General features: G+C 62.2%; 22 protein-coding genes. 15 read left to right on the forward strand and 7 right to left on the reverse strand.

The genetic code is table 11. From position 1 onward, the window contains the following. Positions 1-44 precede the first annotated feature (44 nt). Positions 45-404 carry a DUF1491 family protein gene (locus ACJJVH_RS03195; RefSeq protein WP_113370440.1) on the forward strand — a complete coding sequence of 120 codons (360 nt, stop codon included), beginning with the start codon at positions 45-47 and terminating at the stop codon, positions 402-404. Between the two features lie 7 nt (positions 405-411). Here ACJJVH_RS03195 and ACJJVH_RS03200 read toward each other — a convergent pair whose 3' ends face one another. The 5 genes from ACJJVH_RS03200 to ACJJVH_RS03220 all read right to left on the reverse strand — a co-directional run bounded on the left by ACJJVH_RS03200 (position 412) and on the right by ACJJVH_RS03220 (position 6,476). Then, entirely contained in the window at positions 412-1,419 is a 1,008-nt protein-coding gene (locus ACJJVH_RS03200) for a DUF2336 domain-containing protein (protein ID WP_412064730.1), read from the reverse strand. A 452-nt stretch (positions 1,420-1,871) separates the two neighbouring features. Beyond that, positions 1,872-2,078 carry a hypothetical protein gene (locus ACJJVH_RS03205; protein WP_112796926.1) on the reverse strand — a complete coding sequence of 69 codons (207 nt, stop codon included), beginning with the start codon at positions 2,076-2,078 and terminating at the stop codon, positions 1,872-1,874. A gap of 812 nt (positions 2,079-2,890) precedes the next feature. Then, positions 2,891-3,439 (reverse strand): DUF1254 domain-containing protein, encoded by a 549-nt coding sequence (locus ACJJVH_RS03210; RefSeq protein ID WP_113370311.1) that lies wholly within the window; start codon positions 3,437-3,439, stop codon positions 2,891-2,893. Continuing rightward, complete coding sequence (locus tag ACJJVH_RS03215; RefSeq protein WP_113358182.1) at positions 3,432-4,019, reverse strand: DUF1214 domain-containing protein; 588 nt, start codon at positions 4,017-4,019, stop codon at positions 3,432-3,434. Before ACJJVH_RS03215 ends, ACJJVH_RS03210 begins: the two co-directional genes overlap by 8 nt. 261 nt (positions 4,020-4,280) lie before the next feature. Beyond that, positions 4,281-6,476 (reverse strand): transglycosylase domain-containing protein, encoded by a 2,196-nt coding sequence (locus ACJJVH_RS03220; protein ID WP_412064731.1) that lies wholly within the window; start codon positions 6,474-6,476, stop codon positions 4,281-4,283. A gap of 159 nt (positions 6,477-6,635) precedes the next feature. Between ACJJVH_RS03220 and ACJJVH_RS03225 the strand changes: the two genes are divergently transcribed. Beyond that, complete coding sequence (locus ACJJVH_RS03225; protein WP_112796936.1) at positions 6,636-7,130, forward strand: YcgN family cysteine cluster protein; 495 nt, start codon at positions 6,636-6,638, stop codon at positions 7,128-7,130. Here the strand turns inward: ACJJVH_RS03225 and ACJJVH_RS03230 are convergent. Further along, complete coding sequence (locus tag ACJJVH_RS03230) at positions 7,102-7,431, reverse strand: MmcQ/YjbR family DNA-binding protein (RefSeq protein WP_162703961.1); 330 nt, start codon at positions 7,429-7,431, stop codon at positions 7,102-7,104. The two genes, ACJJVH_RS03225 and ACJJVH_RS03230, sit on opposite strands and share 29 nt — an antisense overlap. Before the next feature lie 156 nt (positions 7,432-7,587). On the opposite strand from ACJJVH_RS03230, the gene ACJJVH_RS03235 reads away from it, so the two are divergent. The 13 genes from ACJJVH_RS03235 to ACJJVH_RS03295 all read left to right on the forward strand — a co-directional run bounded on the left by ACJJVH_RS03235 (position 7,588) and on the right by ACJJVH_RS03295 (position 22,701). Beyond that, positions 7,588-7,896 (forward strand): Dabb family protein, encoded by a 309-nt coding sequence (locus ACJJVH_RS03235; protein ID WP_412064732.1) that lies wholly within the window; start codon positions 7,588-7,590, stop codon positions 7,894-7,896. A gap of 562 nt (positions 7,897-8,458) precedes the next feature. Further along, positions 8,459-8,707, forward strand: a complete 249-nt coding sequence (locus ACJJVH_RS03240; RefSeq protein ID WP_112796943.1) for a hypothetical protein — start codon at positions 8,459-8,461, stop codon at positions 8,705-8,707. Positions 8,708-8,845: 138 nt separating this feature from the next. After that, complete coding sequence (locus ACJJVH_RS03245) at positions 8,846-9,517, forward strand: response regulator transcription factor (protein ID WP_113385227.1); 672 nt, start codon at positions 8,846-8,848, stop codon at positions 9,515-9,517. Beyond that, the gene (locus ACJJVH_RS03250; RefSeq protein ID WP_112796945.1) at positions 9,507-10,904 is read left to right on the forward strand and encodes a sensor histidine kinase; all 1,398 of its coding nucleotides are present in this window, start codon (positions 9,507-9,509) and stop codon (positions 10,902-10,904) included. The genes ACJJVH_RS03245 and ACJJVH_RS03250 overlap by 11 nt, the downstream gene beginning before the upstream one ends. Positions 10,905-10,995: 91 nt before the next feature. After that, a complete protein-coding gene (locus ACJJVH_RS03255; protein ID WP_412064733.1) occupies positions 10,996-11,427 on the forward strand; it encodes a hypothetical protein in 432 nt (143 codons plus the stop codon). 196 nt (positions 11,428-11,623) lie between these two features. Then, complete coding sequence (gene ccmI, locus ACJJVH_RS03260) at positions 11,624-12,766, forward strand: c-type cytochrome biogenesis protein CcmI (protein ID WP_113358180.1); 1,143 nt, start codon at positions 11,624-11,626, stop codon at positions 12,764-12,766. Continuing rightward, complete coding sequence (gene ccmE, locus ACJJVH_RS03265; protein ID WP_112796950.1) at positions 12,763-13,212, forward strand: cytochrome c maturation protein CcmE; 450 nt, start codon at positions 12,763-12,765, stop codon at positions 13,210-13,212. The genes ccmI and ccmE overlap by 4 nt, the downstream gene beginning before the upstream one ends. Beyond that, positions 13,209-15,197: a heme lyase CcmF/NrfE family subunit gene (locus ACJJVH_RS03270; protein WP_412064734.1), complete on the forward strand. Its 1,989-nt coding sequence runs from the start codon at positions 13,209-13,211 to the stop codon at positions 15,195-15,197. The genes ccmE and ACJJVH_RS03270 overlap by 4 nt, the downstream gene beginning before the upstream one ends. Continuing rightward, entirely contained in the window at positions 15,194-15,700 is a 507-nt protein-coding gene (locus tag ACJJVH_RS03275) for a cytochrome c-type biogenesis protein (RefSeq protein ID WP_412064735.1), read from the forward strand. The genes ACJJVH_RS03270 and ACJJVH_RS03275 overlap by 4 nt, the downstream gene beginning before the upstream one ends. A gap of 169 nt (positions 15,701-15,869) precedes the next feature. Continuing rightward, positions 15,870-17,426 carry a Do family serine endopeptidase gene (locus ACJJVH_RS03280; protein WP_112796953.1) on the forward strand — a complete coding sequence of 519 codons (1,557 nt, stop codon included), beginning with the start codon at positions 15,870-15,872 and terminating at the stop codon, positions 17,424-17,426. Positions 17,427-17,529: 103 nt separating this feature from the next. Continuing rightward, complete coding sequence (locus ACJJVH_RS03285; RefSeq protein WP_112796955.1) at positions 17,530-18,288, forward strand: response regulator transcription factor; 759 nt, start codon at positions 17,530-17,532, stop codon at positions 18,286-18,288. After that, positions 18,285-19,700 carry an ATP-binding protein gene (locus ACJJVH_RS03290; protein WP_113370305.1) on the forward strand — a complete coding sequence of 472 codons (1,416 nt, stop codon included), beginning with the start codon at positions 18,285-18,287 and terminating at the stop codon, positions 19,698-19,700. Before ACJJVH_RS03285 ends, ACJJVH_RS03290 begins: the two co-directional genes overlap by 4 nt. 40 nt (positions 19,701-19,740) lie before the next feature. Then, positions 19,741-22,701 carry a bifunctional [glutamine synthetase] adenylyltransferase/[glutamine synthetase]-adenylyl-L-tyrosine phosphorylase gene (locus ACJJVH_RS03295; protein ID WP_412064736.1) on the forward strand — a complete coding sequence of 987 codons (2,961 nt, stop codon included), beginning with the start codon at positions 19,741-19,743 and terminating at the stop codon, positions 22,699-22,701. On the opposite strand, the gene ACJJVH_RS03300 is transcribed toward ACJJVH_RS03295, so the two are convergent. Beyond that, positions 22,702-25,017 carry a PAS domain-containing sensor histidine kinase gene (locus tag ACJJVH_RS03300; RefSeq protein ID WP_113391840.1) on the reverse strand — a complete coding sequence of 772 codons (2,316 nt, stop codon included), beginning with the start codon at positions 25,015-25,017 and terminating at the stop codon, positions 22,702-22,704. Positions 25,018-25,190: the final 173 nt, after the last annotated feature.

The raw sequence follows: 25,190 nt of genomic DNA on the forward strand, positions 1-25,190 counted from the left end.
CCGCTTCGATTGCCTTGGTCGTTGCTCGCCGCTATAGCTCGCACATGAGATTGCGCAGCGACATCTTTGTTTCCGCTCTTGTCCGCCGCCTGTTCGCCCGCGGCGATTTTGCCGCTGTCGAGCGGAAGGGCGAGGAGCATGCAGGCGCGATCTTCATTCGCCAGCGCTTCCGCGACGGATCGGAAACCCTTTACGCACCCGCCCCGCAAAGCCTGTTCGATGAGGAGGAGAGCGGAACGCGGCTTTTCGAGATCCGCCTTGAGCGGAAGGAGCCGCAGGAAATCCGCGAGACTCTCGAGCGCGAGCTGAAATTCGATCCGGATTTGTGGGTCGTCGAGCTGGAGACGGACGATATCGCCGATATCGTCCCTTTGGCCGGTTTACGCGACAATCCGCTCGACTAAGCCGTCTTTAACGCCGGTTTGCCACGCGCAGCTCGCGGATGGGGGCCGACTTCCCGCCGAACAACGGTGCTGCCGGACGCTGTTCTGCCTTGTCCTGCGGCAGATAGGTGTAGCTGTCGGCGCGGCGCCAAGCTTCGACGCGGCCCTGGCTTTCTTCGGCGTCGATGCCGTCGAGCACGAGCCATGCCCGGCTGACGCTGCCATGCCGTTCCGCCAGATGCGGGTAGAATCGCTCCAGCGAGTAGACGGCATCCGCAATGCCCATGCCGAGGCTGACCAGCGTCACGGCGAGTTGTTGACCCGATGTATCGAGCAGGATGCGCTCCGCAAGCCAGCGACTGGAGGAAAGCGCGTCGGCCAGCGTCGTTGCGAATTGCACCGCGTCCCGCTCGCGCGCAAAGCGGACAAGCAGGGCTTCCTGCGTTTCGCTGAGGCTGCGCAGGCCGAGCCGGTCGTTGTCGTCGCGGGCCATGTGGCGGGCCGCCTGCTTGATCTGCTGGCGCAAGATTTCCTCGCGCGACAGCCGCTCGGCTTCCGCCGCGGCCGCCTGCTGCGGAATTTCATCTGCTTGCGCTTCCGGCATCGTCATACCGCGTTCCGGCTCGGCCTGATGCAGGCCGACAAGAGCATCTATGACCTTGGGGGAAAGCGAGGGCCGGCGCACGATCGCCCGCGCATGGGCGGCCCCTTGCGTGCGGGCGATGGTGATGAGCGTATCGTCATCGATCGCCTGCGAGCTTGTGAGGAACGGAGCGGCGATAGCGATCGGCTGACAGCCGATGAACAGCGCTACCGCCTGTGGCACCGTCTCGCATTGGGAAAGGGCGGCGACGGCCTGTCGCTTCGCCTCTTCCGAAGACGCCTGGAAGACGGGAGTGAAGAGCTCGGCGAATTGGCGAAGCTCCGATCTGGATGGATGCCCCATGCCCTCGAAGCTGGTGATCGTTGCCATCAGAACCACGTCCTTCTTGCGGACTGTCGCAGGCTCTTCAAGGTCTCGAAACCGGTCACGCACGCCAACACCCATACTGATACGCTGAACAACAAAGCAGGGAGCCGGACGGTCGACCGTGGAACCCGCCGCGCCTGTTTCCGGTCGTGCCGGGCGGCCCTTTCGGTGAGGAGGGCGTCTCCGGCGGCGATTGGCGAAACGGGGTTGGACACGGTCGTCCTTATCTGGCTTTCGCGAGAGACTAAGGCCGTCAGAGTTAATGGTTCGTGAAAACTTTATTAAAATCCGAATAAAAATTGCGCGTTAAGCTTGCGCAGACGGACTGTCCGGGATTTGCGCCGATTGGCGGCGGTTTCGGGGGTGCAGCTTGCTGTGGAATAGTTTCCGGCACAGGTCTCGTAATCGATATTCAACCTATGAGGGTATTGCGCGAAAGATAGCCGTAAGGCGCGTCGCCACGCTTCGAAGCGGGACACAATGCGCCAGCCGATGTCGTGATGGTAATGAGAAATCTCTCAGATGCCTCTATGCTCGCGCAAGGCGGCAATCAGCTTTTCCGAGGTGTTGTAGCCGGATTGGAAGAGACCGAGCGCCGCCGAAGCCGCGAACTGGGCTTCGGCACTTTTGATATCGATTCGTTTTTCCTGGCACCACTCATCCAGCGCACCGCGCAGGACCGTGACATCCTCAGGAGAAAAGACGGAATTGCCCGTCGCAAACATGGGTCGTCCTCAAATATTCGATATTACAATACGTTAATTTTCCATGTTCGCAAATAATATTTGCGTGACGCTTTTCTGCAACGCGACCGCGGACGTCCTTTTCGCCGGTTACGTCGCTTGCTTATATAAGCAACTGATATTGCTTTGTTTCTCGGCGCTGCCAGCTCCGACGATTTTTCCAAGGCCGATGAAACCAAACCCGTCCTTGCAGCGTTAATTGCGTATGACGACTCATGCCAAGGATGACCAGCGACGAGCATTAGCATTCTGTTAACCGCGATATGTCTGAATTCCGGAGAAATCGAATGATTGGCAGAATGTGATCGAGTGTAAAGACAGCATGGAAGCCGAGATCGGCGCCCATGCCTCGGTGTCCAGGAAATGCCGTGAGAAGGCGTGAATGCCCTTGTCTCAGTCGAGAAAGCAAGGCTGAGATCGAGGGGAGCGCCAGCCCGCTTCGGCAACGGGCAGGGTGAAATCAAGTCGCAAGTTCATCCGTCTCGAGATGTCAATGGAGACGAGAATGGCAAAGATCATATCTCTTTCGGATTGGCGATTGCGCACGCCTGCGCGCGCCCGGAAGGAGCCGGTGGAAGCAAAGATACTTTTGTTCACCGGTGTCCGCTATGAACATCTGGATACGCCTGCCCATCGGCCTGGCGCTGGACCCAAGCGGGTCAAGGGAAAGTAGTTCCCGCCGGCGATAGGTGGCGGCTCTGCGCTCTCTCCGCGCCCGTTGCCTGCCGCTGCGGATTCGCATCCGTTCGCCTACCTTGCAAGAGTGGCTTACGTCTAGCCGCTGGCGCCCGATTTCATCCATTGTCGAATTCGTCACAGCCGGCCTGCGAGAGAAATTCGTGGGCGGCATCGCCGAAGCTCGCTTGCGGCGCCATGGTATGCAGCACCGCGTAGCCTTGCGCACGCGGCACTTCCACGAGGATCGACTGGGCAAGGGCAGGGGGAAGAGCCTTGCGTATGCCTGTGAGCTGGACGGGAGAGGCAAGCAGCAGATCGAGCGCGCCGCCGACCGACGTCCGATCGCTCATGCTGAACACCTCATTCGATGCCGCGTCGTAGATGGCGAGCGACCAGAACGGCGTCTTGCCCTTCGCGGTCAGGTGCACGGGCTTGTCCTCGATGTCGAAGGCGCAGACGGCGGTGCGGATATAGGGATCGGTGTTGGAAAGCCCCGCCTCGTCGTCCTTGTCGTCGAGCATGTAGAAATGGTTCTCGTCGCCTTCGTCCGACACGCGCGTATAGGCGTCGCGGTCGGAAAAATGCGGCAGCGACAGGATGATGACGATGTGCAGCAGCGCTGCGCCGAATAGGCCGGTCAGGATCGCGAAAACGAATCTAAACATTGCCGCACCCGATCTTTTCGAGTTTCGGCATGCCGAGGTCGATCAGGCCGGAGTTGCTGGCGGCCGGCGAATCCAGCAGCGTCCACACCAGCCGGAAACTGCCGGCGGCCGGCAGGGCGAGCCAGTTGCCAGATTGCGCATTCGCTGAAACCGTGATGCTGAAGCTCGAATCCGGGTTGCGCAGCACGACCCAGGAATTGATGGTCGAAGGGCGCCCTGCGACGCCTTCGATCGGTTCACCGTCATTGCCTGCGATGAACAGCGTCCAAAGCCTTGCGGGCGGCGTCTGGCCGCTGATGCGATAGCTGCAATTTGCCGTCAGCCGCGCACCGGCATCGTCGTCGGAGGCGGTGAAGACCAGGCCTTCGGCCGTGCCGTAGAGCAGCCGCCCGGCACGCGCCCTGTGAGATTTCGCATAAGGGTCCGCATCCGCCGTCTGCATTTCGGGGAAAGCCTGCCAGGCGCCGAGCTTGATCGCGCCGAAACCGGAGGTCGCATCCAGCGCCAGAAGCGTGAACACGATACCGCCGCCGAAGGCGATGACAAGCGAAAGCGCAACAAGAAGGGGAACCCGGAACACCCTAAGATCGTCCTCAGTGACAAATCGGTACAGATTTATTCCTGATTCTGCGGGTAGGGGGAAGGGCGGCGCGCTCCGAGGTCGCGACGATACCAGATACCATATTCGGGCGGGCAGCGCATTTTATGGCCGGAACAGCCGGCGCAGCCGCAGCATCGGCCCCTTGGCAGGCGCCAGTGCGGCGCGGCAAGGCACCCGATATTTTCGTTGGAAAATGGCGGCGTGGGTGCTGTATGTCGCGTGGTCGGGGGGGCTTTTCGCCTATTCTGCCGTCGCCACCTTCTGGGTGCCGAGCGGCGTCGCTGTTTTCAGCCTTTCGCCGATATCGCGCAGGATATTCGTGGAATCCACCGACAGCGAACGCGGACGTACGAGCGGAGGCAGCCCGCCATTGGATGAATCGGCAGGCTTTTTGGCTGCGACGGCTTGCGGCTTCTGCACGGGGAACGGATTGCTGATGCCGGGGATCGGCTTCAGAACGATGCCTTGATGCGCATAGTCCATGATTTTCTTGAAGGTCATGGCCGGAAGCGTGCCGCCGGTCATGTTGTTGGTGGACGTATAGTCGTCGTTGCCGAACCAGACGGCGCAGGTGTAGTTGCCGGTAAAGCCGATGAACCAGGCGTCGCGATAGGCTTGAGTGGTGCCGGTCTTGCCGCCGATGACGATGCCGTTGTCGAGCGCTGCCTTCCGGCCGGTGCCGATCACCGGAACCTGGGTCAGCATCTGGTTCATGTAGGAATTGGCTTTTTCGCTCAGAACCCGCTTGGCGGGCGGCTCGTCGCGGTTGAAATCGTAGAGCACCTTGCCGTCGTAGCCGGTGATCTGATCGATGCCATGCCGGCGCGACTGCATGCCGTCGGCCGGGAAGACCGCATAGGCCGTCGCCTGGTCGAGCACGGTGACTTCCGAGGTGCCGATCGGAATGGTCTTGTCGTTGCGGATCGGCGTTTCCACGCCCATGGCCTTGGCCATGTCGCGGATGGGCTGGATGCCGAATTTCTCCTTGGCGAGACGCACGGGGATCGTATTGATCGATTGCGCGATCGCCTGCGTCAGCGTCACCTTGCCCTCGTAGCGGTTCTCGTAATTATGCGGGCTCCAGTTGCCCCAGGTGATCGGGGCGTCGACGATGGTGGATGTCGGCGTCATGCCGTTCTCCATCGCCACGGAATAGGTGTAGATCTTGAACGAAGAGCCAGGCTGGCGAAGCGCCTTTGTTGCGCGGTTGAACTGGCTTTCGCCATAGTCGCTGCCGCCGACCATGGCGCGCACGGCACCGCCGTTTTCGATGATGACGCTCGCACCTTGCTTGGCGTGGTAGCGCTCGCCGAACTCCATCAGGCTGGACTGGACGGAATCCTCGGCTGCTTTCTGTAACCCCATGTCGATGGTGGTGCGCACGATCAACGAGCGCTCGGGGAACTTGGTGGCAAGCCGCTGGACTTCGTCGAAGGCCCAGTCGAGGAAATAATCGGGAGATTCGATCTGGGCGCGGTCGACCACGGAGGCGGGGTTTCGTCGTGCGGCGATGACCTGTCCCTCGGTCATCAGGCCGCTTTGGACGAGATTGGACAGCACGTCGTTGGCGCGCGCGCGTGCCGCCGGCAGGTTGACGTGCGGCGCATATTTCGCCGGCGCCTTGAACAGGCCGGCCAGCATGGCCGCTTCGGCCAGATTGACGTCGGTGATGCTCTTGCCGAAGTAGAATTGGGCGGCTGCTGCCGCGCCGAATGTGCCGCCGCCCATGTAGGTGCGATCGAGATAGAGGCTCAGGATTTCCTTCTTGGAAAGATTGGCCTCGAGCCAGATCGCCAGGAAGGCTTCCTTGATCTTGCGGTCGATGGAGCGCTCGTTACTCAGGAAAATATTCTTGGCGAGCTGCTGCGTCAGCGTCGAGCCGCCCTGGACGACGCCGCCCGCCTGCGCATTGACGGTGACTGCGCGAAACAGGCCGATCACGTCGATGCCGAAATGGTCGAAGAAGCGCCGGTCCTCGGTCGCAAGCACCGCCTTGATAAAGTAATCCGGCAACTGGTCGACCGGAACGGAATTCTCGTGAATGATGCCGCGATGGCCGATCACGTTGCCGTAGCGGTCGAGGAAGGTGACGGCGAAATTGCCGCGGTTGCGCCAGTCGCCCTGCGTCGCCTCGAAGGCCGGCATGGCGAGCATCAGCATAAGGATAGAACCGGCGGTTCCCAGCGTCAGGCCTTCGCCGAGCAGTTCGAAAAAGACGCGTTTCCAGCCGCGCACGCGGAAACGGCGAAAGAAGATCGTGATCTCTTCCCAGGCTTCCGCAAGGCGGAAACCTGCGTTCCAAAGGGTCGAGTCGATCCATGAATCGAGGCGCAGGAAGAAATAACGTTTCCGCCGCTGCGGCTTCCCGGTCCCGCTGTCCTTCCGCGTTTCGGGCTGCATTTTCGGCCCGCTTTCTGGATTGGATGGGTCTTCCACGCTCTACTTCCCGACCACGATATTGCTGCGTGTTTCCTTGTGGCACACGCAAAGCCCATTATCTCATAGAACGGCGAATTGAATAATTGGTTGATTTAGAGAAAAGAACAAGAGACATGCATGCCGCAGCCCTTTTGTCGGGTGGCGAGGACGACGACGATGACAGACGAGATACCCTTCTGGAAAAGCAAGACCCTGACGGAAATGAGCCCGTCGGAATGGGAAAGCCTCTGCGACGGCTGCGGCCTCTGTTGTCTCAACAAGCTGGAGGAGTGGGATACCGGCGACGTCTATTTCACTTCTATCCGCTGCAAGCTGATGGATGGCGAAAGCTGTCGTTGCACGAGCTACCCGAACCGCTGGGATTTCGTGCCGGACTGCGTGCAGCTGACGCCGGAGAAGGTGCCTGAGCTGGAGTGGCTGCCGCCCACCTGTGCCTACCGTCTCGTCAACGACGGCCGTGATCTCTACTGGTGGCATCCGCTGCTCTCGGGCGATCCGGAAACGGTGCATATAGCCCGGGTCTCCGCCCGCGGGCGCACCGTCAGCGAGAACGATGTCGATCTGGACGATTTCGAGGATTATGTGGTCGACTGGCCGCTGACGGTCGAAGACGACATGGAGCCTAGTCCTCCGGCAAAGCCAGAGATCTAGGCGCCGCGTTTCGCCATGCGCGGCGCACCAGCGTCCTGATTTCATCGCTATCGGCGGCGTGGTGGAAAAGCCGGGTCGAACCTTTGAGGCCCCAGCCGCCGGGCACCGCCGCGACGTGGTTTTGCATGGTGGCCAATGCCATCTGCTGCTGATCGGCCGTGAGCTTGACGACGCAGAAATCCGGACCCGGAAGAGTCATGAAAATCTTGCCCCGCACGCGAAAGTCGCGGGTCGCGAAGTGCGAGCCCTCCGTCGTCTCCGGCAATCCGAGGGCAAAGGATACGAGGTCCTCGTCGGTCATGGCTGCGATGATATCATGCCTCGCAGCCATGTGGCGAAAGGAAAGCCTGAACGGCCTGCGGCGTTACGTTCGGCAGGCGAGATGGCCGGTTCATTGAATTGAGCTTGCGCACATGATATCGCGCCATGCCCTCGCATATGCACAAGGAGCCGTCGCGTGATCCGTCATATCGTCTTCTTCACCGTCCCCGATCGCGCCAATCTGGAGGAGGTTCGCTCCGGCCTCTCGATCCTCACGGCCATTCCGCATGCGCGGTTGCTGGAGATCGGCATGAATGTGAAGACCGATCAACTCGGGACGGACGTCGATCTGATCGTTTATGGTGAATTCGATGACGAGGAAGCGCTCGCCGCCTACAAGGCTCATCCGAACTATCAGCGTTCGATCGAAAGGGTCCGGCCGCTGCGCGAAATGCGGATCGCCGCCGACTACGAAACGGAGACGGCTGTTCGCCGGCCGTTCTGAACCGAAAGCGCCAGGACTAGGCGTGTCTCCAGTTGTTTCAATGGATTGAGCGCGTACGCGCAATCGGATTGTTGACGCCCCGACTCTCGATATGAAGTTGTTGAATCAACTTTCGAAGTGCCCGATTCAACTTGCGAAGAAACAGCGCCAAGCGATTCAAGGGACTGAGGAAAACCCCGTGCCTTGCGATGACAAGACACGTCAGGGCCGGGTGCATCGGCCGATGGCGGTGCAACGGGTCACGTCGCGCCTATGGGCCGATGATAAGCAGGAATGATTAAAAATGATTGAGCCGGCAAGCTCCATGCATGCCCGGCGAACCCGGATATGCGCGGGATTCGCCATATCGCCGATAGATTGTATTCATGCCGGCCAACGGAGCGCCGACTGGTTGCCTTTTGGGCGCCTGTGTTGTTGCGCGTATAATGATTTCAAATGGTTAAGTCGTAAATCAAGCCTCCAGCCGGGCCTGCGGACCGAAAATTACAGCCCATTCATTTGCCATTCAGACGTGTTTGGGTAAATAATCGCCCAAGTTAACGTCCCTGTGGGAAGTCGAAGCATGGCCTCATTTTCAAGCATAGCAGCAGCGGCCCTCGTCCTGGCCGGCTCGGCTGTGTTGCCAGCGCCGACGTCGACCCTCGTGGCCCGCGCCAACAGCGATTGCAGCGAGGCGGCGGCGGAAGTCGTCGCCAAGACGGGCGGCCAGCTTCTTTCCGCGCAGCCGTCCGGCGACAGCTGCATCGTCACCGTTCTCGTCCAGGGCAACGGACAGCGCCCGCGCAAGGTGACGATGAAAGTGCCGATGTGACTTGCGAGCCCTTGAGGCGCCAACCTGTACCGGACATTCTAAGGCCTTGAATCTCACACAAAATCTTATTTCTTTCGTGATTCCACTGTAGCGCGATTTACAGTACTGTTTCTCGAACCGGGGACATTGGATCCAGATATGCGCATTCTCATAGTCGAAGACGATATCAACCTGAATCGCCAGCTTGCCGAAGCCTTGAAGGAGGCCGGCTATGTTGTCGACACGGCCTTTGACGGAGAGGAAGGCCATTTTCTCGGCGATACCGAACCCTATGACGCGATCATCCTGGATATCGGCCTGCCGGAGATGGACGGCATCACGGTTCTGGAGAAATGGCGCGGCGCCGGACGCAGCGTGCCGGTGCTGATCCTGACCGCCCGCGACCGCTGGAGCGACAAGGTGGCCGGCATCGATGCCGGCGCGGACGATTACGTCGCCAAGCCTTTCCATGTCGAGGAAGTGCTGGCGCGCATCCGCGCCCTGATCCGTCGCGCTGCCGGCCATGCCTCTTCGGAGATCGTCTGCGGCCCGGTGCGGCTGGATACCAAGAGCTCGAAGGCGACCGTCGACGGCAAGCCGCTGAAGCTCACCTCCCACGAATACCGCCTGCTCGCCTATCTCATGCATCACAAGGGCGAGGTCGTCTCGCGCACCGAGCTGGTCGAGCATATGTACGATCAGGATTTCGACCGCGATTCCAATACGATCGAGGTCTTCGTCGGCCGACTGCGCAAGAAGATGGGCGTCGACCTGATCGAAACGGTCCGCGGTCTCGGCTATCGCATCCAAGCGCCGACCAATGCGAATTAAGTCACTCACCGCTCGCGTCCTGCTGTTGACCACACTCTGGTCCGCCGTGGCGCTGGTGGTGATCGGCCTCGTCATTTCCAACATCTACCGCAAGAGCGCCGAGCGCGGCTTTCAGGATTTGCTGCGCGCCCAGCTCTACAACGTCATCAACTCCGTGACGATCGGCGATCAGGGCGCTCTGTCAGGCAGCCCACAGCTCGGCGACCTGCGTTTCGCCCAGCCGAAGACGGGCTGGTACTGGATGGTGGAACCGCTCGGCACCTATACGGCGACGCCGCTGGTCTCGCCGTCGCTCGGGGCGTCCAACCTGCCGGTGCTGTCGGTGTTGGAAGCGCCCTTCGACAAGAATTACGAACGCTACTACATCGTCACCGACGCCTTCGGAAACCGCGTGCAGGTGGCAGAGACCGAGGTGGTGCTCGATACAGACGGCCGCGCCGCGCGCTTCCGTGTGACCGGCAACGTCGCCGTCGTGGAAGACGATGTCCGCAATTTCTCCCACAGCCTCTATTTCGCACTCGTCGGTTTCGGCGTCGGGAGCCTGATCGTCAATGCGCTCGCCATTCTTTACGGCCTGAAGCCGCTCGACAAGGCCCGCGCCGCGCTGGAGCGCATCCGCGCCGGCGAGAGCGAGCGATTGCAGGGCGATTTCCCGCGCGAGATCCTGCCGCTCGCCAACGAGGTCAATGCGCTCATCGAAAGCAACCGCCGTATCGTCGAGCGCGCGCGCATGCAGGTCGGCAATCTCGCCCATTCCCTGAAGACGCCGATCGCGGTGCTGCTCAACGAATCCCGGGTGTTGGAGCGCTCGCATGGCGATCTGGTGAAGAATCAGGCCGAAGCGATGCAGGGGCAGGTGCAATCCTATCTCAATCGTGCCCGCATCGCCGCCCAGCGCGAATCCGTGCTGGCCCGCACCGAAGCCGAACCGGCACTCGAGCGGCTTGTCCGCGTCATGCGGCGTCTGAATGCGGACAAGGAATTCGAGCTCTCCGTCTCGCCCAATCTGGCGCTTGCCATGGAGCAACAGGATCTGGAGGAGACCGTCGGCAACCTCCTCGAAAACGCGGCCCGCTTCGCCGAGCACAAGGTACGCGTGGTTGCAAGCGAGGCGCCGGCCGAGGTCAAGGGCATCGACCCTGCGCGGCGCCATTGGGTGGAACTGGTGGTTGAAGACGATGGTCCCGGCCTGGAACCGGACCAGATCCGCGAAGCCATGAAACGCGGGCGCAGGCTGGACGAAAGCAAGCCGGGCACGGGTCTCGGCCTGTCGATCGTCAGCGAGATCGCCAATGAGTATCAGGGCCGTTTCGAGCTTTCGCGGGGCGCCTGGGGCGGCCTTCGCGCGAGCCTAATTTTGCCGGGTCTGACGAAGGATGTTGCGTGAGGAACCGCATGATGCCAAAAAGACGTTGTGGGTCATGATGATGCCGCATCGCAGTACCTATGGTTTTGCTTGTTGATACTGGTTCGGTTGTATGAAGCTTCGTACCTTTTTTCTGGTCGTTCCCTCTCTTTTTGCCGCAATTGCGCTTTCTGGTTGCTCGACAACGAGCGACAAGGGCAGCGGCAAGAGCCTGTTTTCCTCGGCGAAGCCGCCGGCCTCCGCGACCTTCATAGACGCTCTTGAGGGTGGTATCGTCGGGCGCACCGGCATCAAGCTCAGCGATAGCGACAAGCAGCGGGCGCTGGAAGCGGAATACCGGGCGCTTGAAACTTCGCCGCTCGGCCTGCCCGTCGCCTGGAAGGGCAGAGACGCAAGCGGCGAGGTCATCGCCGCAGCACCCTATCAGGTCGGTTCCCAAAATTGCCGGCAGTACACCCACACCGTCACGGTCGACGATAAGCCGACGACGGCAAGGGGTGCGGCCTGCCGCAATGATGACGGCACCTGGACGCCGCTGAACTAGAACAATTCCCCGAAAGCGCGCAGCGGTTTCCCGCCCGCAATTGCGGGAGAATGATGGCCCGCGGCGGTCAGGTGTTTCGATGGAGCGCATAATCGCCGTCGCTCCGCGCGCCGCAAGGCGCGGCCAAACGCCTCAAATCTTCGTCAGAGAGCCTTTCCCGGTTGGAATAAGCGCCCCGTTAAAGTATTGGGCGTGTATGCTGTTCTGGATTCTCGTGGCCGTTCTCACGGCGGTTGTCGGCGCTGTGCTGCTCTATCCTCTTCTGCGTGGTGCGAAGGAGGCGGACGACTGTCGTGCCGGAGAGGCCGAGGTCTATCGCGATCAGCTGCGCGAATTGGATCGCGATCTCGCCGGCGGCCTGATCTCCGAGCAGGAGGCCGGCTATGCCCGAGCAGAAATCGGCCGGCGTCTCATCGCGGCTGCCAAAAGCGATAAGGCCGATGCGAAATCGTCCGTGCGCGGCGGCTATCGTTTTGCCCAGACCTTCATCATCGTCGTGCTTCCGGCCGTGGGCCTCTGTCTTTATCTCGCCAAGGGCGAGCCCGGATTGCCGTCGCAGCCGTTGGAAGCGCGGCTCGAAAAACCCGGAAACGATCTTGCCATCTCGATTGTCAAGATCGAGCAGCATCTGGCCAAGAATCCGGATGATGCCAAGGGCTGGGAAGTCCTGGCACCGATCTACTTCAAGACGAACCGTATCGGCGACGCCGAACTTGCCTATCGCAATGTCATTCGCCTGCTGGGGCCGAATGCCGCCCGCCTCGGCGACCTGGGCGAGGTTCTTGTCGTCAAGGCGGATGGCATCGTCACTGCGGAAGCGCGAAGCGTGCTGCAACAGTCGCTGGCGCTCGACGCTGCCAATCCGCGCACGCTTTTCTACCTGGCTCTGGCTCTGGAGCAGGAAGGCAAGGCCGCCGACGCGAAGACCGCCTTCGAAGCGCTTGCGAAGCAATCGCCTCCGGATGCGCCCTGGCTTGCCGCCGTCAACGAGCACATCGTCAAGAATGGCGGCCAGCCCATGGCATCGTCGAATGCCGATACGCTCGGCAATCCGACCGCCGGGGACGTCGCTGCCGCGAACGCCCTCAGCAGCGGCGACCGCCAGCAGATGATCCGCGGCATGGTCGAAAGCCTCGATGCCAAGCTCAAGGAAGATCCGCGGAATTTCGAGGGTTGGATGCGGCTCATCCGGTCCTATGCCGTGCTGAACGACAGGGATCGTGCCGCGGATGCGCTGAAGCGCGGCCTTGCGGCCTTTCCCGCCGATGGAGGAGAGGGCCGGCAGCTTCTGGCGCTGGCGAAGGAATTGGGACTGCCGACGGAGGTGACGCAGCAATGACCCGCAAGCAGAAACGTCTGGCCGTCATCGCCGGCGGCATGGGGTTCATCGCCGCCGCCGTGCTGCTCGTCCTGTTCGCCTTCAGCCAGTCGGTCGCCTATTTCTACATGCCGGCCGATCTTGCCAAGACCCCGGTAAGCGCCGGGACTCTCATCCGGCTCGGCGGGCTCGTCGGCGAAGGCTCGATCGTGCGCGGCCAGGGCACTCAGGTCCAGTTCTCCGTCACAGACGGCACCGATACGATCAAGGTGAGGTATGATGGCATCCTGCCGGATCTCTTCCGCGAAGGGCAGGGCGTGGTGACGGAAGGCAAGTTCGAACCGGGCAGCGACGTTTTCGTTGCCGATAGCGTGCTGGCCAAGCATGATGAGCGCTACATGCCCAAGCAGGTCGCCGACAAGCTAAAGGCAGATGGCGTGTGGAAGGGCGAGGAGGCCACCCAATGATCATCGAGCTCGGACACTATGCCCTGGTGCTGGCGCTCGCAACGGCGCTCATCGTCTCCATTCTGCCTGCCGTGGGCGCGCGGCGAGGCGACGTCTCGATGATGGATATCGCGCCGGTGGGCGCGATCGTCATGTTCCTGCTCGTCGCCTTCTCGTTCGGCGTGCTGACCTACGCCTATGTCGCATCCGATTTCTCGGTGTTCAACGTCTGGGCCAATTCCCATTCGCTGATGCCGCTGATCTTCAAGATCTCCGGCGTATGGGGCAATCACGAGGGATCGATGATGCTCTGGCTGTTGATCCTGGTGTTGTTCAGCGCGCTCGTCGCGCTGTTCGGGCGCAATCTGCCCGATGTGCTGCGTGCGAACGTGCTGGCCGTGCAGGCATGGATATCGTCGGCCTTTTTGATCTTCATCCTGCTGACCTCCAATCCCTTCATCCGCCTCGATCCGGCGCCGGCCGAGGGCAAGGACCTTAATCCCGTCCTGCAGGATATCGGCCTGGCGATCCATCCGCCTTTGCTCTATCTCGGCTATGTCGGCTTTTCCATCTGCTTCTCCTTCGCCGTCGCCGCACTTCTGGAGGGGCGCATCGATGCCGCCTGGGCGCGCTGGGTCCGCCCATGGACGCTGGCTGCGTGGAGCTTCCTGACGCTCGGCATCGCCATGGGCTCGTACTGGGCCTATTACGAGCTGGGCTGGGGCGGCTGGTGGTTCTGGGATCCGGTGGAAAACGCCTCCTTCATGCCCTGGCTTGCCGGCACGGCGCTGCTGCATTCGGCGCTTGTCATGGAAAAGCGCGACGCCCTGAAAATCTGGACGGTGCTGCTGGCGATCCTCACCTTCTCGCTGTCGCTGCTCGGCACCTTCCTCGTCCGCTCCGGCGTGCTGACCTCCGTGCATTCCTTCGCCAGCGACCCGACGCGCGGCATCTTCATTCTCTGCATTCTTCTGCTCTTCATCGGCGGCGCCCTGACGCTTTTCGCCCTGCGCGCGCCCAGGCTTGCCGCGGGCGGATTGTTCGCACCGATCTCGCGCGAGGGATCGCTGGTGCTGAACAACCTGATCCTCACCGTCGCCTGCGGCACGGTGCTCACCGGCACGCTTTATCCGCTGGCGCTTGAAACCCTGACCGGCGACAAGATTTCCGTCGGTCCGCCCTTCTTCAACATGACGTTCGGCCTGCTGATGGCGCCGATCCTCATCGCCGTGCCGTTCGGTCCGCTGCTTGCCTGGAAGCGCGGCGATCTGCTCGGGGCATTGCAACGGCTCTACGTGGTGGCGGGCCTTGCCTTTCTCGCCGGGCTGGTCCTCTTCTATCTCAGATATGGCGGCCCTGTGCTTGCCATTCTCGGTCTCGCCGCCGGTTTCTTCCTGATCTTCGGTGCCTTGGCCGATCTCTGGTATCGGGCCGGTGTCGGCAAGGTGGCGGCCGGTGTCTCCTGGCGCCGGCTGCGCGGCCTGCCGCGTTCCGCCTTCGGCACTGCGCTGGCGCATGCGGGCCTCGGCATCACCGTGCTCGGCATTATCGCGGTGACGACGTTCGAGGGCGAAAACATTACCAGCATGAAGCCGGGGGAGACGGCGCAACTCGGCGGCTACAGCCTTCGCTTCGAGGGCATGCAGCCGGGCGTCGGCCCCAATTTCACGGAGGACCGCGCCCGGTTCACGGTGCGCCGCGGCGGTCTTGTCGTCGCCGACATATCGTCGTCCAAGCGCGTCTTCACCGCCAGCCGCACGGCCACCACCGAGGCCGGCATTCTCACGCTCGGTCTCAGCCAGCTTTACGTATCGATCGGCGACGTCAGCAAGGATGGCGGCATGGTCGTGCGTATCTGGTGGAAGCCCTTCATCCTCTGCATATGGGGCGGTGCCTTGGTCATGGCGATCGGCGGCTTCGTGTCGCTCAGCGATCGCCGCCTGCGCGTCGGCGCGCCGAGCCGCAAGGCGAAGCCGGCTCGCCCGGCAATGGAGCCGGCGGAATGAAAAGAGCCCGGCCGGCAATTCCCTTCATGAGCGGGCGTCAATTAGGCGGTCTGATCCGGCTTTGCCTCTGCCTTGTCGCGCTCCTGGCGCCGCTACCCGCCTTTGCCGTCAACCCCGACGAGGTGCTGTCCGATCCCGCGCTGGAGGCGCGCGCGCGCGCAATTTCCGCCGAGCTGCGCTGCATGGTCTGCCAGAACCAGTCCATCGACGATTCCAATGCCGATCTCGCCCGCGATCTGCGCCTGCTCGTGCGCAAGCGCCTAACCGATGGCGATACCGACCAGCAGGTGCTGGACTATATCGTGTCCCGTTACGGCGAGTTTGTTCTCCTGAAACCGCGCTTCGGCGAAAAGACGCTCATACTCTGGGGTACGCCGGTCGCGCTCTTCGTGATCGGCGGATTGGCCCTTGTCGTCTACGCGCGCCGCCGTGCCGGAAAGCCCACCGGCAAACCGCTGAGCGCCGAGGAAGAGGCGCAATTGAACGAGATTCTGGGAAAGTGACGCGGCCGTCATTTTCCTTCATGCCATTGCAACGATTTCCTTACATTACGAATTTTTCATGGGGCGGACAGTTCGCTGTAAGGTGCCGCGCCCTATATCATTACCAGCACGAACCATAGCCGGTTTTCGCCGGCGCAAATCCGACGAGAGAAGAGAAGGTAACTCGCATATGTTCAGGAATATCAAGGACACCTTGTCCCGCAGCACCGCTATGAAGGCTTCAGCCGTCGCAGGCCTTGCCGTCGCTGCTCTGGCCATGGGTGTTCCGGCCGAAGTCAGCCGTTCCTATGCCGATGCCGTCAATGTTCAAGCGCCGCAAGTTCCGAGCTTCGCCAATGTGGTCGACGCCGTATCGCCGGCGGTCGTCTCGGTTCGCGTCGAATCCCGCGTGAACGCCGCTGCCGATGAGGACGATTCCTTCGGTCTCGGCCGTGGCTTCGACGATCTTCCCGACGATCATCCGCTGAAGAAGTTCTTCCGCCAGTTCGAGCAGCAGCAGGGGCGTGGTCCGCAGCGCGGCCAGAACCAGCAGAAGAATTCCGAGGACGGCAAGGGTCGCCTGCGTCCGGTAGCGCAGGGCTCCGGCTTCTTCGTGTCGGAAGATGGTTATATCGTCACCAACAACCACGTCGTTTCCGACGGCGCGGCTTTCGTCGTCGTGCTCAATGACGGCACCGAGCTCGACGCCAAGCTCGTCGGCAAGGATTCTCGCACCGATCTCGCCGTCCTGAAGGTCGATGCCAAGGGCAAGAAGTTCACCTATGTCGGCTGGGCCGACGATACCAAGGTCCGTGTCGGCGACTGGGTCGTCGCCGTCGGCAACCCGTTCGGCCTCGGCGGCACCGTCACCGCAGGCATCGTATCGGCCCGCGGCCGCGACATTCACTCCGGTCCTTACGACGATTACATCCAGATCGACGCACCTGTGAACAAGGGTAATTCCGGCGGCCCGACCTTCAACCTCAACGGCCAGGTGGTCGGTATCAACACCGCCATCTTCTCGCAGTCGGGAGGCAGCGTCGGCATCGCCTTCGCAATCCCGGCGACGACCGCCAAGGACGTCGTTACCGACCTGATCAAGACCGGCACCGTCTCGCGCGGCTGGCTCGGCGTACAGATTCAGCCCGTCACCAAGGATATCGCCGAATCGCTCGGTCTTTCTGAAGCGAGCGGCGCGCTGGTCGTTTCCCCGCAGGACGGCTCGCCCGGCCAGAAGGCCGGCATCAAGAACGGCGACGTCGTGACGGCGGTCAATGGCGACCCGGTCAAGGATCCACGCGACCTCGCTCGCCGCATCGGCGCCATGCAGCCGGGCGCCAAGGTCGAGGTTTCGATCTGGCGCGGCGGCAAGTCCCAGTCGGTCACGGTCGAGCTCGGCACGCTGCCGGCGGATCAGAACCAGGCTTCCAACGACGACTCGCAGCCGAGCCAGCCCCAGCAGCCGTCCTCGGAAAAAGCCCTGGCCGATCTTGGCCTCACCGTCGGTCCCGCCGACGATGGCAAGGGCGTTGCGATCACCGCCGTGGACCCTGATTCCGATGCGGCCGACAAGGGCGTGAAGGAAGGCGAGAAGATCACCTCCGTCAACAATCAGCAGGTCTCCAGCGCCAGCGACATCGTCAAGGTCATCGAGCAGGCGAAGAAGGACGGCCGCACGCGCGCGCTGTTCCAGATCCAGTCCGACGACGGCAGCCGCTTCGTCGCCCTGCCGATCAACGCCGGCTGATCCTTTTGGCCGATGGACTGCATTGGGAAGCCGCGCAGGCCACGGCTTGCGCGGCTTCCCCTTTTACAGACATTCAATGACTGGCTCCAAGGGCAGGTGAAAGATGACAACCACTGGCCAACATGCCGTGAACTCTTCCGATTCTGGTTGTGCCGAGGCGCCCTCGGCAGCTAATGTCGCCCACATGAAGATTCTGATTATCGAAGACGATCTCGAGGCGGCGGCTTATCTCACCAAGGCGTTTCGCGAGGCCGGCATCATTGCCGATCACGCAAGCGACGGGGAGAGCGGTCTCTTCATGGCCACGGAAAACGCCTACGATGTCGCGATCATCGACCGCATGCTGCCCCGCCGGGATGGCCTTTCCGTCATCAGCGAGCTGCGCCGCAAGGGCGTGCACACGCCGGTCCTGATCCTTTCGGCGCTCGGCCAGGTTGACGATCGCGTTACGGGCCTGCGCGCCGGCGGCGACGACTATCTGCCGAAGCCCTATGCCTTCAGCGAGCTTCTGGCGCGCGTCGAGGTGCTCGGCCGCCGCAAGGGAACGCCGGAACAGGACGTCCTTTATCGCGTCGGTGATCTGGAGCTGGATCGGCTCTCGCATGAGGTACGCCGCGGCGGCAAGGAAATCCTGCTGCAGCCGCGCGAGTTCCGTCTGCTGGAATATCTGATGAAGAATGCCGGCCAGGTCGTCACCCGCACCATGTTGCTGGAGAATGTCTGGGATTATCATTTCGATCCGCAGACGAACGTCATCGACGTCCACGTTTCGCGCCTGCGCTCCAAGATCGAGAAGGATTTCAGCCAGCCGCTGCTGAAGACGATCCGCGGCGCCGGATACATGATCAAGGACGAGGGATGAGCCGCTTCCGCGTCCTCTTCAAGTCTACCGCAGTCCGCCTTTCCGCCCTCTACATCCTCCTTTTTGCTCTTTGCGCCGCGACGCTGGTCTTCTACGTCACCGCCATGTCGGAGCGGCTGCTGACGGGGCAGATCCGCGACGCCGTCCAGCAGGAAGTCAATCAGGTCAAGCGCGCCTATGACATTGGCGGGCTGAACCTGCTCCTGCGTACGATGGAGCGCCGCGCGCGCCAGCCCGGCGCCAATCTCTATGTCATAGCCGGACCCTCGGGCGATATCCTCGCCGGCAATGTCGCTTCCGTGCAGCCCGGCGTGCTGGGCCAGGCCGGCTGGACGGAGTTGCCCTTCGTCTACGAGCGCTATACGGACGCTTCCAACGATCCGGAGCGGCGGCATCTGGCGATCGCCAACATCTTCATCCTCGATAACGGCCTGCGCATCCTGATCGGCCGCGACCTTGGCGAGCCGGAGCGGTTCCGCTTGCTGGTGCGCCAGGCGCTGATGCTGGCGCTGGCGATCATGGGCCTCGGCGCGCTGGTCATCTGGTTCGGTATCGGCCGCAATGCGCTGAAGCGCATCGACCGGATGACGGATGCCAGCCGCAAGATCATGGCCGGCGACCTCTCGCAACGCCTGCCCGTCGGCGGCTCCGGCGACGAATTCGACCGCATGTCGGCATCGTTGAATGCCATGCTGGAGCGTATCGAAAAGCTGAACGAGGGCTTGCGGCAGGTCTCCGACAATATTGCGCATGACCTCAAGACGCCGCTGACGCGCCTGCGCAACAAGGCCGCCGATGCGCTCGACAATGCCGATAGCGAGGGCCGACGCGCCGCGCTCGAGGGCATCATCGGTGAATCCGATCAGCTGATCCGTACTTTCAACGCGCTCTTGATGATTTCCCGTGTCGAGGCGGGATCGGTGGCCGCCGAAATGACTGCCGTCGATCTCTCCTCCATCGTTGCCGATACGGCCGAGCTCTATGAGCCCGTTGCCGAAGAGGCCGGCCTGACGCTGACCGCCGATATCGAACCCGAGGTCGAGGTGCAGGGCAATCGCGAACTGATCGGCCAGGCGCTTTTCAACCTTATCGACAACGCCCTGAAATACGCGGCGGGCTGCAATGGCAAGCAGGCGATAACGTTCAAGCTGGCACGCACGAATGATGCGGTCACGCTCGCCGTCGCCGACCACGGGCCGGGTATTCCTGCCCATCAACGCACCGATGTCGTCAAGCGCTTCTTCCGCCTGGATGAAAGCCGCTCCAAGCCGGGAACCGGGCTCGGTCTTGCGCTGGTCGAGGCTGTCATGGAGCTGCACGGCGGCCGGCTGGAGCTTTCCGATACGGCTCCCGGCAGCCCCGATGCCAAGGGATTAACGGTCACCATGATCTTCCCCATGCAGAAACAATAGGTTAATCCTGCATTATCCGCTTGCTGTTGGGGAGAACTGCATGACGACGACGCAAAGCGATTTGCTGCGGGATGTTCCGTCCGGGCGGTTGCGGCCGCTGAACCAGACGGAGACGAAGTCCGCGCTCGCCGATCTGAAACAGATCGGCGGCGCCGAGCCGGCCATCGCTGCCCTGCTTGCCGGCGAAAGCACGCTGCGGGATTTCATTGTCGCCGCGCTGACCTTGTCGCCGCATTTGCGCGAGATCGCCAATCTCGAACCATCGCTGCTCGTCGCCGCCATCGAGAAGCCCTTGTCGCCCCGGATCGAAGCTCTGGTCGAGGAGGCTCGGCGCGCCTGGCTGCCGGCTGAGGAGGGAGGCCCGTCGCCTTCCGAGTCCGAGGTGATGAGCCGTCTGCGTATCGCCAAGCGCCGCGCCTCCTTTCTGATCGCGCTTGCCGACCTCGCGCGCATCTATGACGGCAAGGCGACCACCCGTTGGCTGAGCAGGCTCGCGGAGGCCTCTATTTCCGCGGCGATAGATCATCTGCTGCTGTCGTCGCACGAAGCCGGCAAGATCTCTGTTGCCGATCCCGCCGCTCCGAGCCGGAAATCGGGGCTGATCGTGCTCGGCATGGGCAAGCTCGGCGCCGAGGAGTTGAACTATTCCTCCGACATCGATCTGGTCGTCTTCTTCGACGAGACGGCGGGCATCGTTCCCGATCCCGACGATGCCATCGACATCTTCCCGCGGCTGATGCGTCGGCTGGTGCGCATCCTGCAGGAGCGCACGGCGGATGGCTATGTCTTCCGCACCGATCTCCGCCTGCGTCCCGATCCCGGCTCCACGCCGCTGGCAATCCCGGTCGATGCGGCGATGATCTACTACGAGGGCAGGGGGCAGAACTGGGAGCGCGCCGCATTCATCAAGGCGCGGCCGGTCGGCGGCGACATCGATGCCGGCCAGGCCTTTATCCGTGATCTCGTGCCCTTCGTCTTCCGCAAATATCTGGATTATGCCGCCATCGCGGATATCCATTCCATCAAGCGGCAGATCCATGCCCACAAGGGACATGGTGCGATCGCGGTCAAAGGCCATAACGTCAAGCTCGGCCGCGGCGGCATCCGCGAGATCGAATTCTTCGTGCAGACGCAGCAGCTGATCGCGGGCGGTCGCATGCCGGCATTGCGCAACCGCTCGACGGAGCAAACGCTGGCCGAGCTGACGGACGCGAAATGGATCGATGCGGAAACACGCGACGAGCTGACATCGGCCTACTGGTTCCTGCGCGATGTCGAGCATCGCATCCAGATGGTTCGCGACGAACAGACGCACCTGCTTCCGGAAACGGATGTGGAGCTCCGGCGCATCGCCTTCATGATGGGCTTTGCCGACGTATCGTCCTTCTCCGAGGCGCTGGTGACGACACTGAAGACCGTCGAGCGGCGCTATGCGCGCCTGTTCGAGCAGGAGACGAAACTGTCGTCCGAAACGGGCAATCTGGTCTTCACCGGCCAGGGGGACGATCCCGATACGCTGGAGACGCTGCGCCGTCTCGGCTTCGAAAGACCGTCCGACATCGCCAACGTGATCCGCACCTGGCATTACGGGCGATATCGCGCCACGCAATCGGTGGAGGCGCGCGAGCGGCTGACGGAGCTGACGCCCGAGCTGTTGCGGGTGTTCGGCGAAAGCAAGCGGGCGGATGAGGCACTGTTGCGCTTCGACAGCTTCATCTCCGGCTTGCCGGCGGGCATTCAGCTGTTCTCGCTGCTCGGCACGAATCCGGCATTGCTCTCCCTCATCGTCAACATCATGTCTTCGGCGCCGCGTCTTGCCGAGATCATCGCGGCCAAACCGCACGTCTTCGACGGCATGCTGGATCCGGGTCTGATGGCCGAGCTGCCGACACGCGATTATCTGGCGGAGCGCATCAGGAGCTTCCTGGCGGCGGCGCGGCATTATGAAGAGGTGCTGGACCGGCTGCGCATCTTCGCCTCCGAACAGCGCTTCCTGATCGGCATTCGCCTGCTGACGGGCGCGATCGGTGGTCAGATGGCCGCGCGCGCCTTCACCTATCTCGCCGATCTGATCGTCGAGGCGGCGCTGGATGCGGTGATGAAGGAAATCCGTTCGGCGCATGGCGAATATCCCGGCGGCCGCGTCGCCGTCGTCGGCATGGGCAAGCTCGGCAGCTTCGAGCTCACGGCCGGCTCCGACATCGATATCATCCTGCTCTACGATTACGACGACACGGCCGGGGAATCCGATGGGCCGAAACCGCTCGACGCCACGCGGTACTTCACGCGGATTACCCAGCGCCTGATCGCCGCCCTGTCGGCGCCGACGGCCGAAGGTATCCTCTACGAGGTGGATATGCGCCTGCGCCCTTCAGGCAACAAGGGACCCGTTGCCACCCGCATCAACGCTTTCGAGAAGTATCAACGCACGGAAGCCTGGACCTGGGAGCACATGGCGCTCTCGCGGGCGCGGCTGATCGGCGGCGACGAGGGACTGGTGAACGACGCCGAACGCGTCATCGGCGAGGTGCTCTCGGCCAAGAGAGACATTGCCAGGATCGCCAAGGACGTTCGTGAAATGCGGGCGCTGATCGAGCAGGAAAAGCCGCCCGAAAACATCTGGGACCTGAAGCTGATCCCCGGCGGGTTGATCGATATCGAGTTTATCGCGCAATATCTGCGGCTGATCGCGCCGGAGCGCGGCGTCGGCATCGACGCGAACGGGCTCAGCACGGCGGAAGCGCTGAAACTGCTCGGCGCTAGCCTGATGGGCCGCAACGACCTGGATGTCTGCCTGGAGGCGCTGCATCTCTACACCGAGCTGTCGCAACTGATCCGGCTGTGCATCGACGGCCCGTTCGACCCGCAAAATGCGCCCTCAGGGCTGATCGAGCTGGTCTGCCGTGCCGGCGACTGCCCGGATATCCGCACGCTGGAGGCCGAGTTGAAGCGATTGTCGAAGGCGGTGCGGAAGATATTCCAGATAACGGTTGGAAGCTGATCAGCGCTGATCCGGGATGCGGATCGCAATGACCGTGCCGATGCCCTCGCGGGAGCGGATGCGCATGCGGCCCTGATGCAGCGCCGTCAGCGATCGCGAGATGGCAAGCCCCAGCCCGGAGCCGCCCTTGCTCTTGGCATATTGGCTCTGCACCTGTTCGAAGGGCTGACCGATCTTGCTGAGCGCCGATTTCGGGATGCCGATGCCGGTATCGGCGATGATGAGCATCACCGCATCCTCGACCCTGCGCGTGCGAACCTCGATACGGCCGCCGTCATTGGTGAATTTCACGGCGTTGGAAAGCAGATTGAGCACGATCTGCTTCATTGCCCGCCGGTCGGCGCTGAGCTTGATGTCGGAGCAGATATTCTGTTCGACGAGAATGTTCTTCTGTGCAGCCGGGATGCGGGTGAAGCGCAGGCATTCTTCGAGCAGCGGTGCCAGATTGATCCGCTCGCAGCAAAGCTTCATGTGGCCCGCTTCGATCTTGGACATATCGAGAATGTCGTTGATGACGTTGAGCAGATGCTTGCCGCTGTCGTGAATGTCCTTGGCGTATTCGTTGTAGCGGGCGGAGCCGAGCGGGCCGAACATCTGGTCCTGCAGGATTTCCGAGAAGCCGAGGATGGCGTTGAGCGGCGTGCGCAGCTCGTGCGACATGTTGGCGAGAAATTCCGATTTCGCCTTGTTGGCGGCCTCGGCGCGTTCCTTTTCCGCAAGATAGTTGGTGTTGGCGGTGGAAAGCTCCGCCTTCTGCCGTTCCAGGATCTGCCGCGAGGCGGAGAGATCGTTGATCGTCGCCATCAGCCGGCGCTCGGACTCGCGAAGGCGCTCCTGGTTGCGCTTCAGCTGCGTGATGTCGGTGCCGACGGAGACGAGGCCGCCGTCGCGGGTGCGGCGTTCGTTGATCTGCAGCCAGCGTTCGTCGGCAAGCTGTACTTCCGTCGTCTGCGAATGGTTGGAGCGGCCGGGATCGACGATGCGCCGTTCGATGACCGGCCGTGCCGCCGCCGCATTGACGACGGCGCGCTCGGTGCCGGGCACGAGCACTGTGTCGGGCAAGCCGTAAGCCTGCTGGAAATGCGCGTTGCACATGACGAGACGGTCGTTCTTGTCCCACAGCACGAAAGCTTCCGAGGTGCATTCGATGGCGTCGGCCAGCCGCTGGTCGGCCTCGGCGTAGCGCTGTGCCAGCCGATGCTGCTCGGTCACGTCCATGGCGATGCCGATCATGTGCACGCGGCCCGAATGGGTGCGGATGACCTGGGCGCGGGCGCGCATCCAGACATAGTGTCCCTTGGCATGGCGGATGCGCAGGATCTGGTCCACCTGGCCAGCGTTGCCGCGAGTGACGGAACGGGCAAGCAGGTGCAGGCTGTTGTCGTCGGGGTGCATCAGCCGCGCCGCATCCGTAAAGGCGAGCGGCCTGTCGGCGGCCGGCAGGCCAAGCATGTCATACATCGACCGCGACCAGAAGAACCTGCGGCTCGTGAAATCGAAATCCCAGAGACCGCAACGGCCGCGAGACAGCGCCGTCTCGACCCGCAGGTTGGATTCGAGGAAGATTTCATCCGCGTCCCGGGCCCGCTTTACCTGCGTGTAATAGGCATAGAGAATGACGAGCAGGATGGAGGAGATGCCGGCAAAGAGCGTGACGTTGAGCGTCAGCTCGTCGCGCCAGAGCTTGTCGATCTGGTCCATCGATGCGGCCGACAGGATGAAATCGCCCTTGTCGCCGATCAGGGAAATCGCCGCATAATAGGGCTCGCCGCCGATCATGGTTTCGATCACGCCGGCCTGGTCGCCGAAATTGCGGATGGCCGACACCTCGGGGAAGAAATCCGAGATCAGCATGCCGATATAGGCCGAGCCGGCGGCGGATGAGCCGAATACCCGGCCGCTCGACTGCACGAGCAGCACGAAAGCGCCCGTGTCCAGACGATCCTGCGGCAGATAGGAGGCGAGCTTCCGCTCCGCGCCGCTGCGGTCGCCGGCCTGGAAAAGGCTGGCGTCGTTGGAAAAAGCAGCGGCTGCCGCGGCGATGGAAAGCGAGGTCGAGCGGCGGGCCGAAGCCGCCATGCGGCTGTGTTCCGTCATCATGCCGAAGAAGTGCGAGGCGGCGACGACCATCAGGAAGGAAACGATGAGGACCGGAATGATGCGCTTGAGAATATGCTCCGTCTGCGGAAAGCGACGCGAAATCGTCTCCATCCGCACGCCGGTTCGATCGGTAACGCCGCTGTGCCAGGACTTCAGACCGTCGAAATTAACACGCAGCCGTCCATCGGCCGCGGTTGCCCGCCGCACGTCCACCATCGCTTTAGCCTTGTCCCTCGTATGATTCGCTGCGCCGCTCGCCCGAATCTGCCTTAATGAATCATTCGCGATTCGGCTTGTCCAGAGGGTGAGGTAAAACTTTCTTAACCATCTGCGATTTCAGCATAGTTTATGCACGCAGCGGTAAGTTGCGCATGTTCGGGACTCGCTGA

Origin of the sequence: Rhizobium sp. SYY.PMSO (assembly GCF_046840415.1) — a bacterium.
Lineage (GTDB): Bacteria > Pseudomonadota > Alphaproteobacteria > Rhizobiales > Rhizobiaceae > Rhizobium.

What these genes read in the sequence shown, in the direction of transcription:
- ACJJVH_RS03195 (WP_113370440.1), top strand. Translation starts at nt 45, where the DNA reads ATGAGATTGCGCAGCGACATCTTTGTTTCCGCTCTTGTCCGCCGCCTG.
- ACJJVH_RS03205 (WP_112796926.1), bottom strand. Translation starts at nt 2,078, where the DNA reads ATGTTTGCGACGGGCAATTCCGTCTTTTCTCCTGAGGATGTCACGGTC.
- ACJJVH_RS03210 (WP_113370311.1), bottom strand. Translation starts at nt 3,439, where the DNA reads ATGTTTAGATTCGTTTTCGCGATCCTGACCGGCCTATTCGGCGCAGCG.
- ACJJVH_RS03225 (WP_112796936.1), top strand. Translation starts at nt 6,636, where the DNA reads ATGACAGACGAGATACCCTTCTGGAAAAGCAAGACCCTGACGGAAATG.
- ACJJVH_RS03230 (WP_162703961.1), bottom strand. Translation starts at nt 7,431, where the DNA reads ATGACCGACGAGGACCTCGTATCCTTTGCCCTCGGATTGCCGGAGACG.
- ACJJVH_RS03240 (WP_112796943.1), top strand. Translation starts at nt 8,459, where the DNA reads ATGGCCTCATTTTCAAGCATAGCAGCAGCGGCCCTCGTCCTGGCCGGC.
- ACJJVH_RS03245 (WP_113385227.1), top strand. Translation starts at nt 8,846, where the DNA reads ATGCGCATTCTCATAGTCGAAGACGATATCAACCTGAATCGCCAGCTT.
- ACJJVH_RS03250 (WP_112796945.1), top strand. Translation starts at nt 9,507, where the DNA reads ATGCGAATTAAGTCACTCACCGCTCGCGTCCTGCTGTTGACCACACTC.
- ACJJVH_RS03255 (WP_412064733.1), top strand. Translation starts at nt 10,996, where the DNA reads ATGAAGCTTCGTACCTTTTTTCTGGTCGTTCCCTCTCTTTTTGCCGCA.
- ccmI (WP_113358180.1), top strand. Translation starts at nt 11,624, where the DNA reads ATGCTGTTCTGGATTCTCGTGGCCGTTCTCACGGCGGTTGTCGGCGCT.
- ccmE (WP_112796950.1), top strand. Translation starts at nt 12,763, where the DNA reads ATGACCCGCAAGCAGAAACGTCTGGCCGTCATCGCCGGCGGCATGGGG.
- ACJJVH_RS03270 (WP_412064734.1), top strand. Translation starts at nt 13,209, where the DNA reads ATGATCATCGAGCTCGGACACTATGCCCTGGTGCTGGCGCTCGCAACG.
- ACJJVH_RS03275 (WP_412064735.1), top strand. Translation starts at nt 15,194, where the DNA reads ATGAAAAGAGCCCGGCCGGCAATTCCCTTCATGAGCGGGCGTCAATTA.
- ACJJVH_RS03280 (WP_112796953.1), top strand. Translation starts at nt 15,870, where the DNA reads ATGTTCAGGAATATCAAGGACACCTTGTCCCGCAGCACCGCTATGAAG.
- ACJJVH_RS03285 (WP_112796955.1), top strand. Translation starts at nt 17,530, where the DNA reads ATGACAACCACTGGCCAACATGCCGTGAACTCTTCCGATTCTGGTTGT.
- ACJJVH_RS03290 (WP_113370305.1), top strand. Translation starts at nt 18,285, where the DNA reads ATGAGCCGCTTCCGCGTCCTCTTCAAGTCTACCGCAGTCCGCCTTTCC.
- ACJJVH_RS03295 (WP_412064736.1), top strand. Translation starts at nt 19,741, where the DNA reads ATGACGACGACGCAAAGCGATTTGCTGCGGGATGTTCCGTCCGGGCGG.
- ACJJVH_RS03300 (WP_113391840.1), bottom strand. Translation starts at nt 25,017, where the DNA reads ATGGTGGACGTGCGGCGGGCAACCGCGGCCGATGGACGGCTGCGTGTT.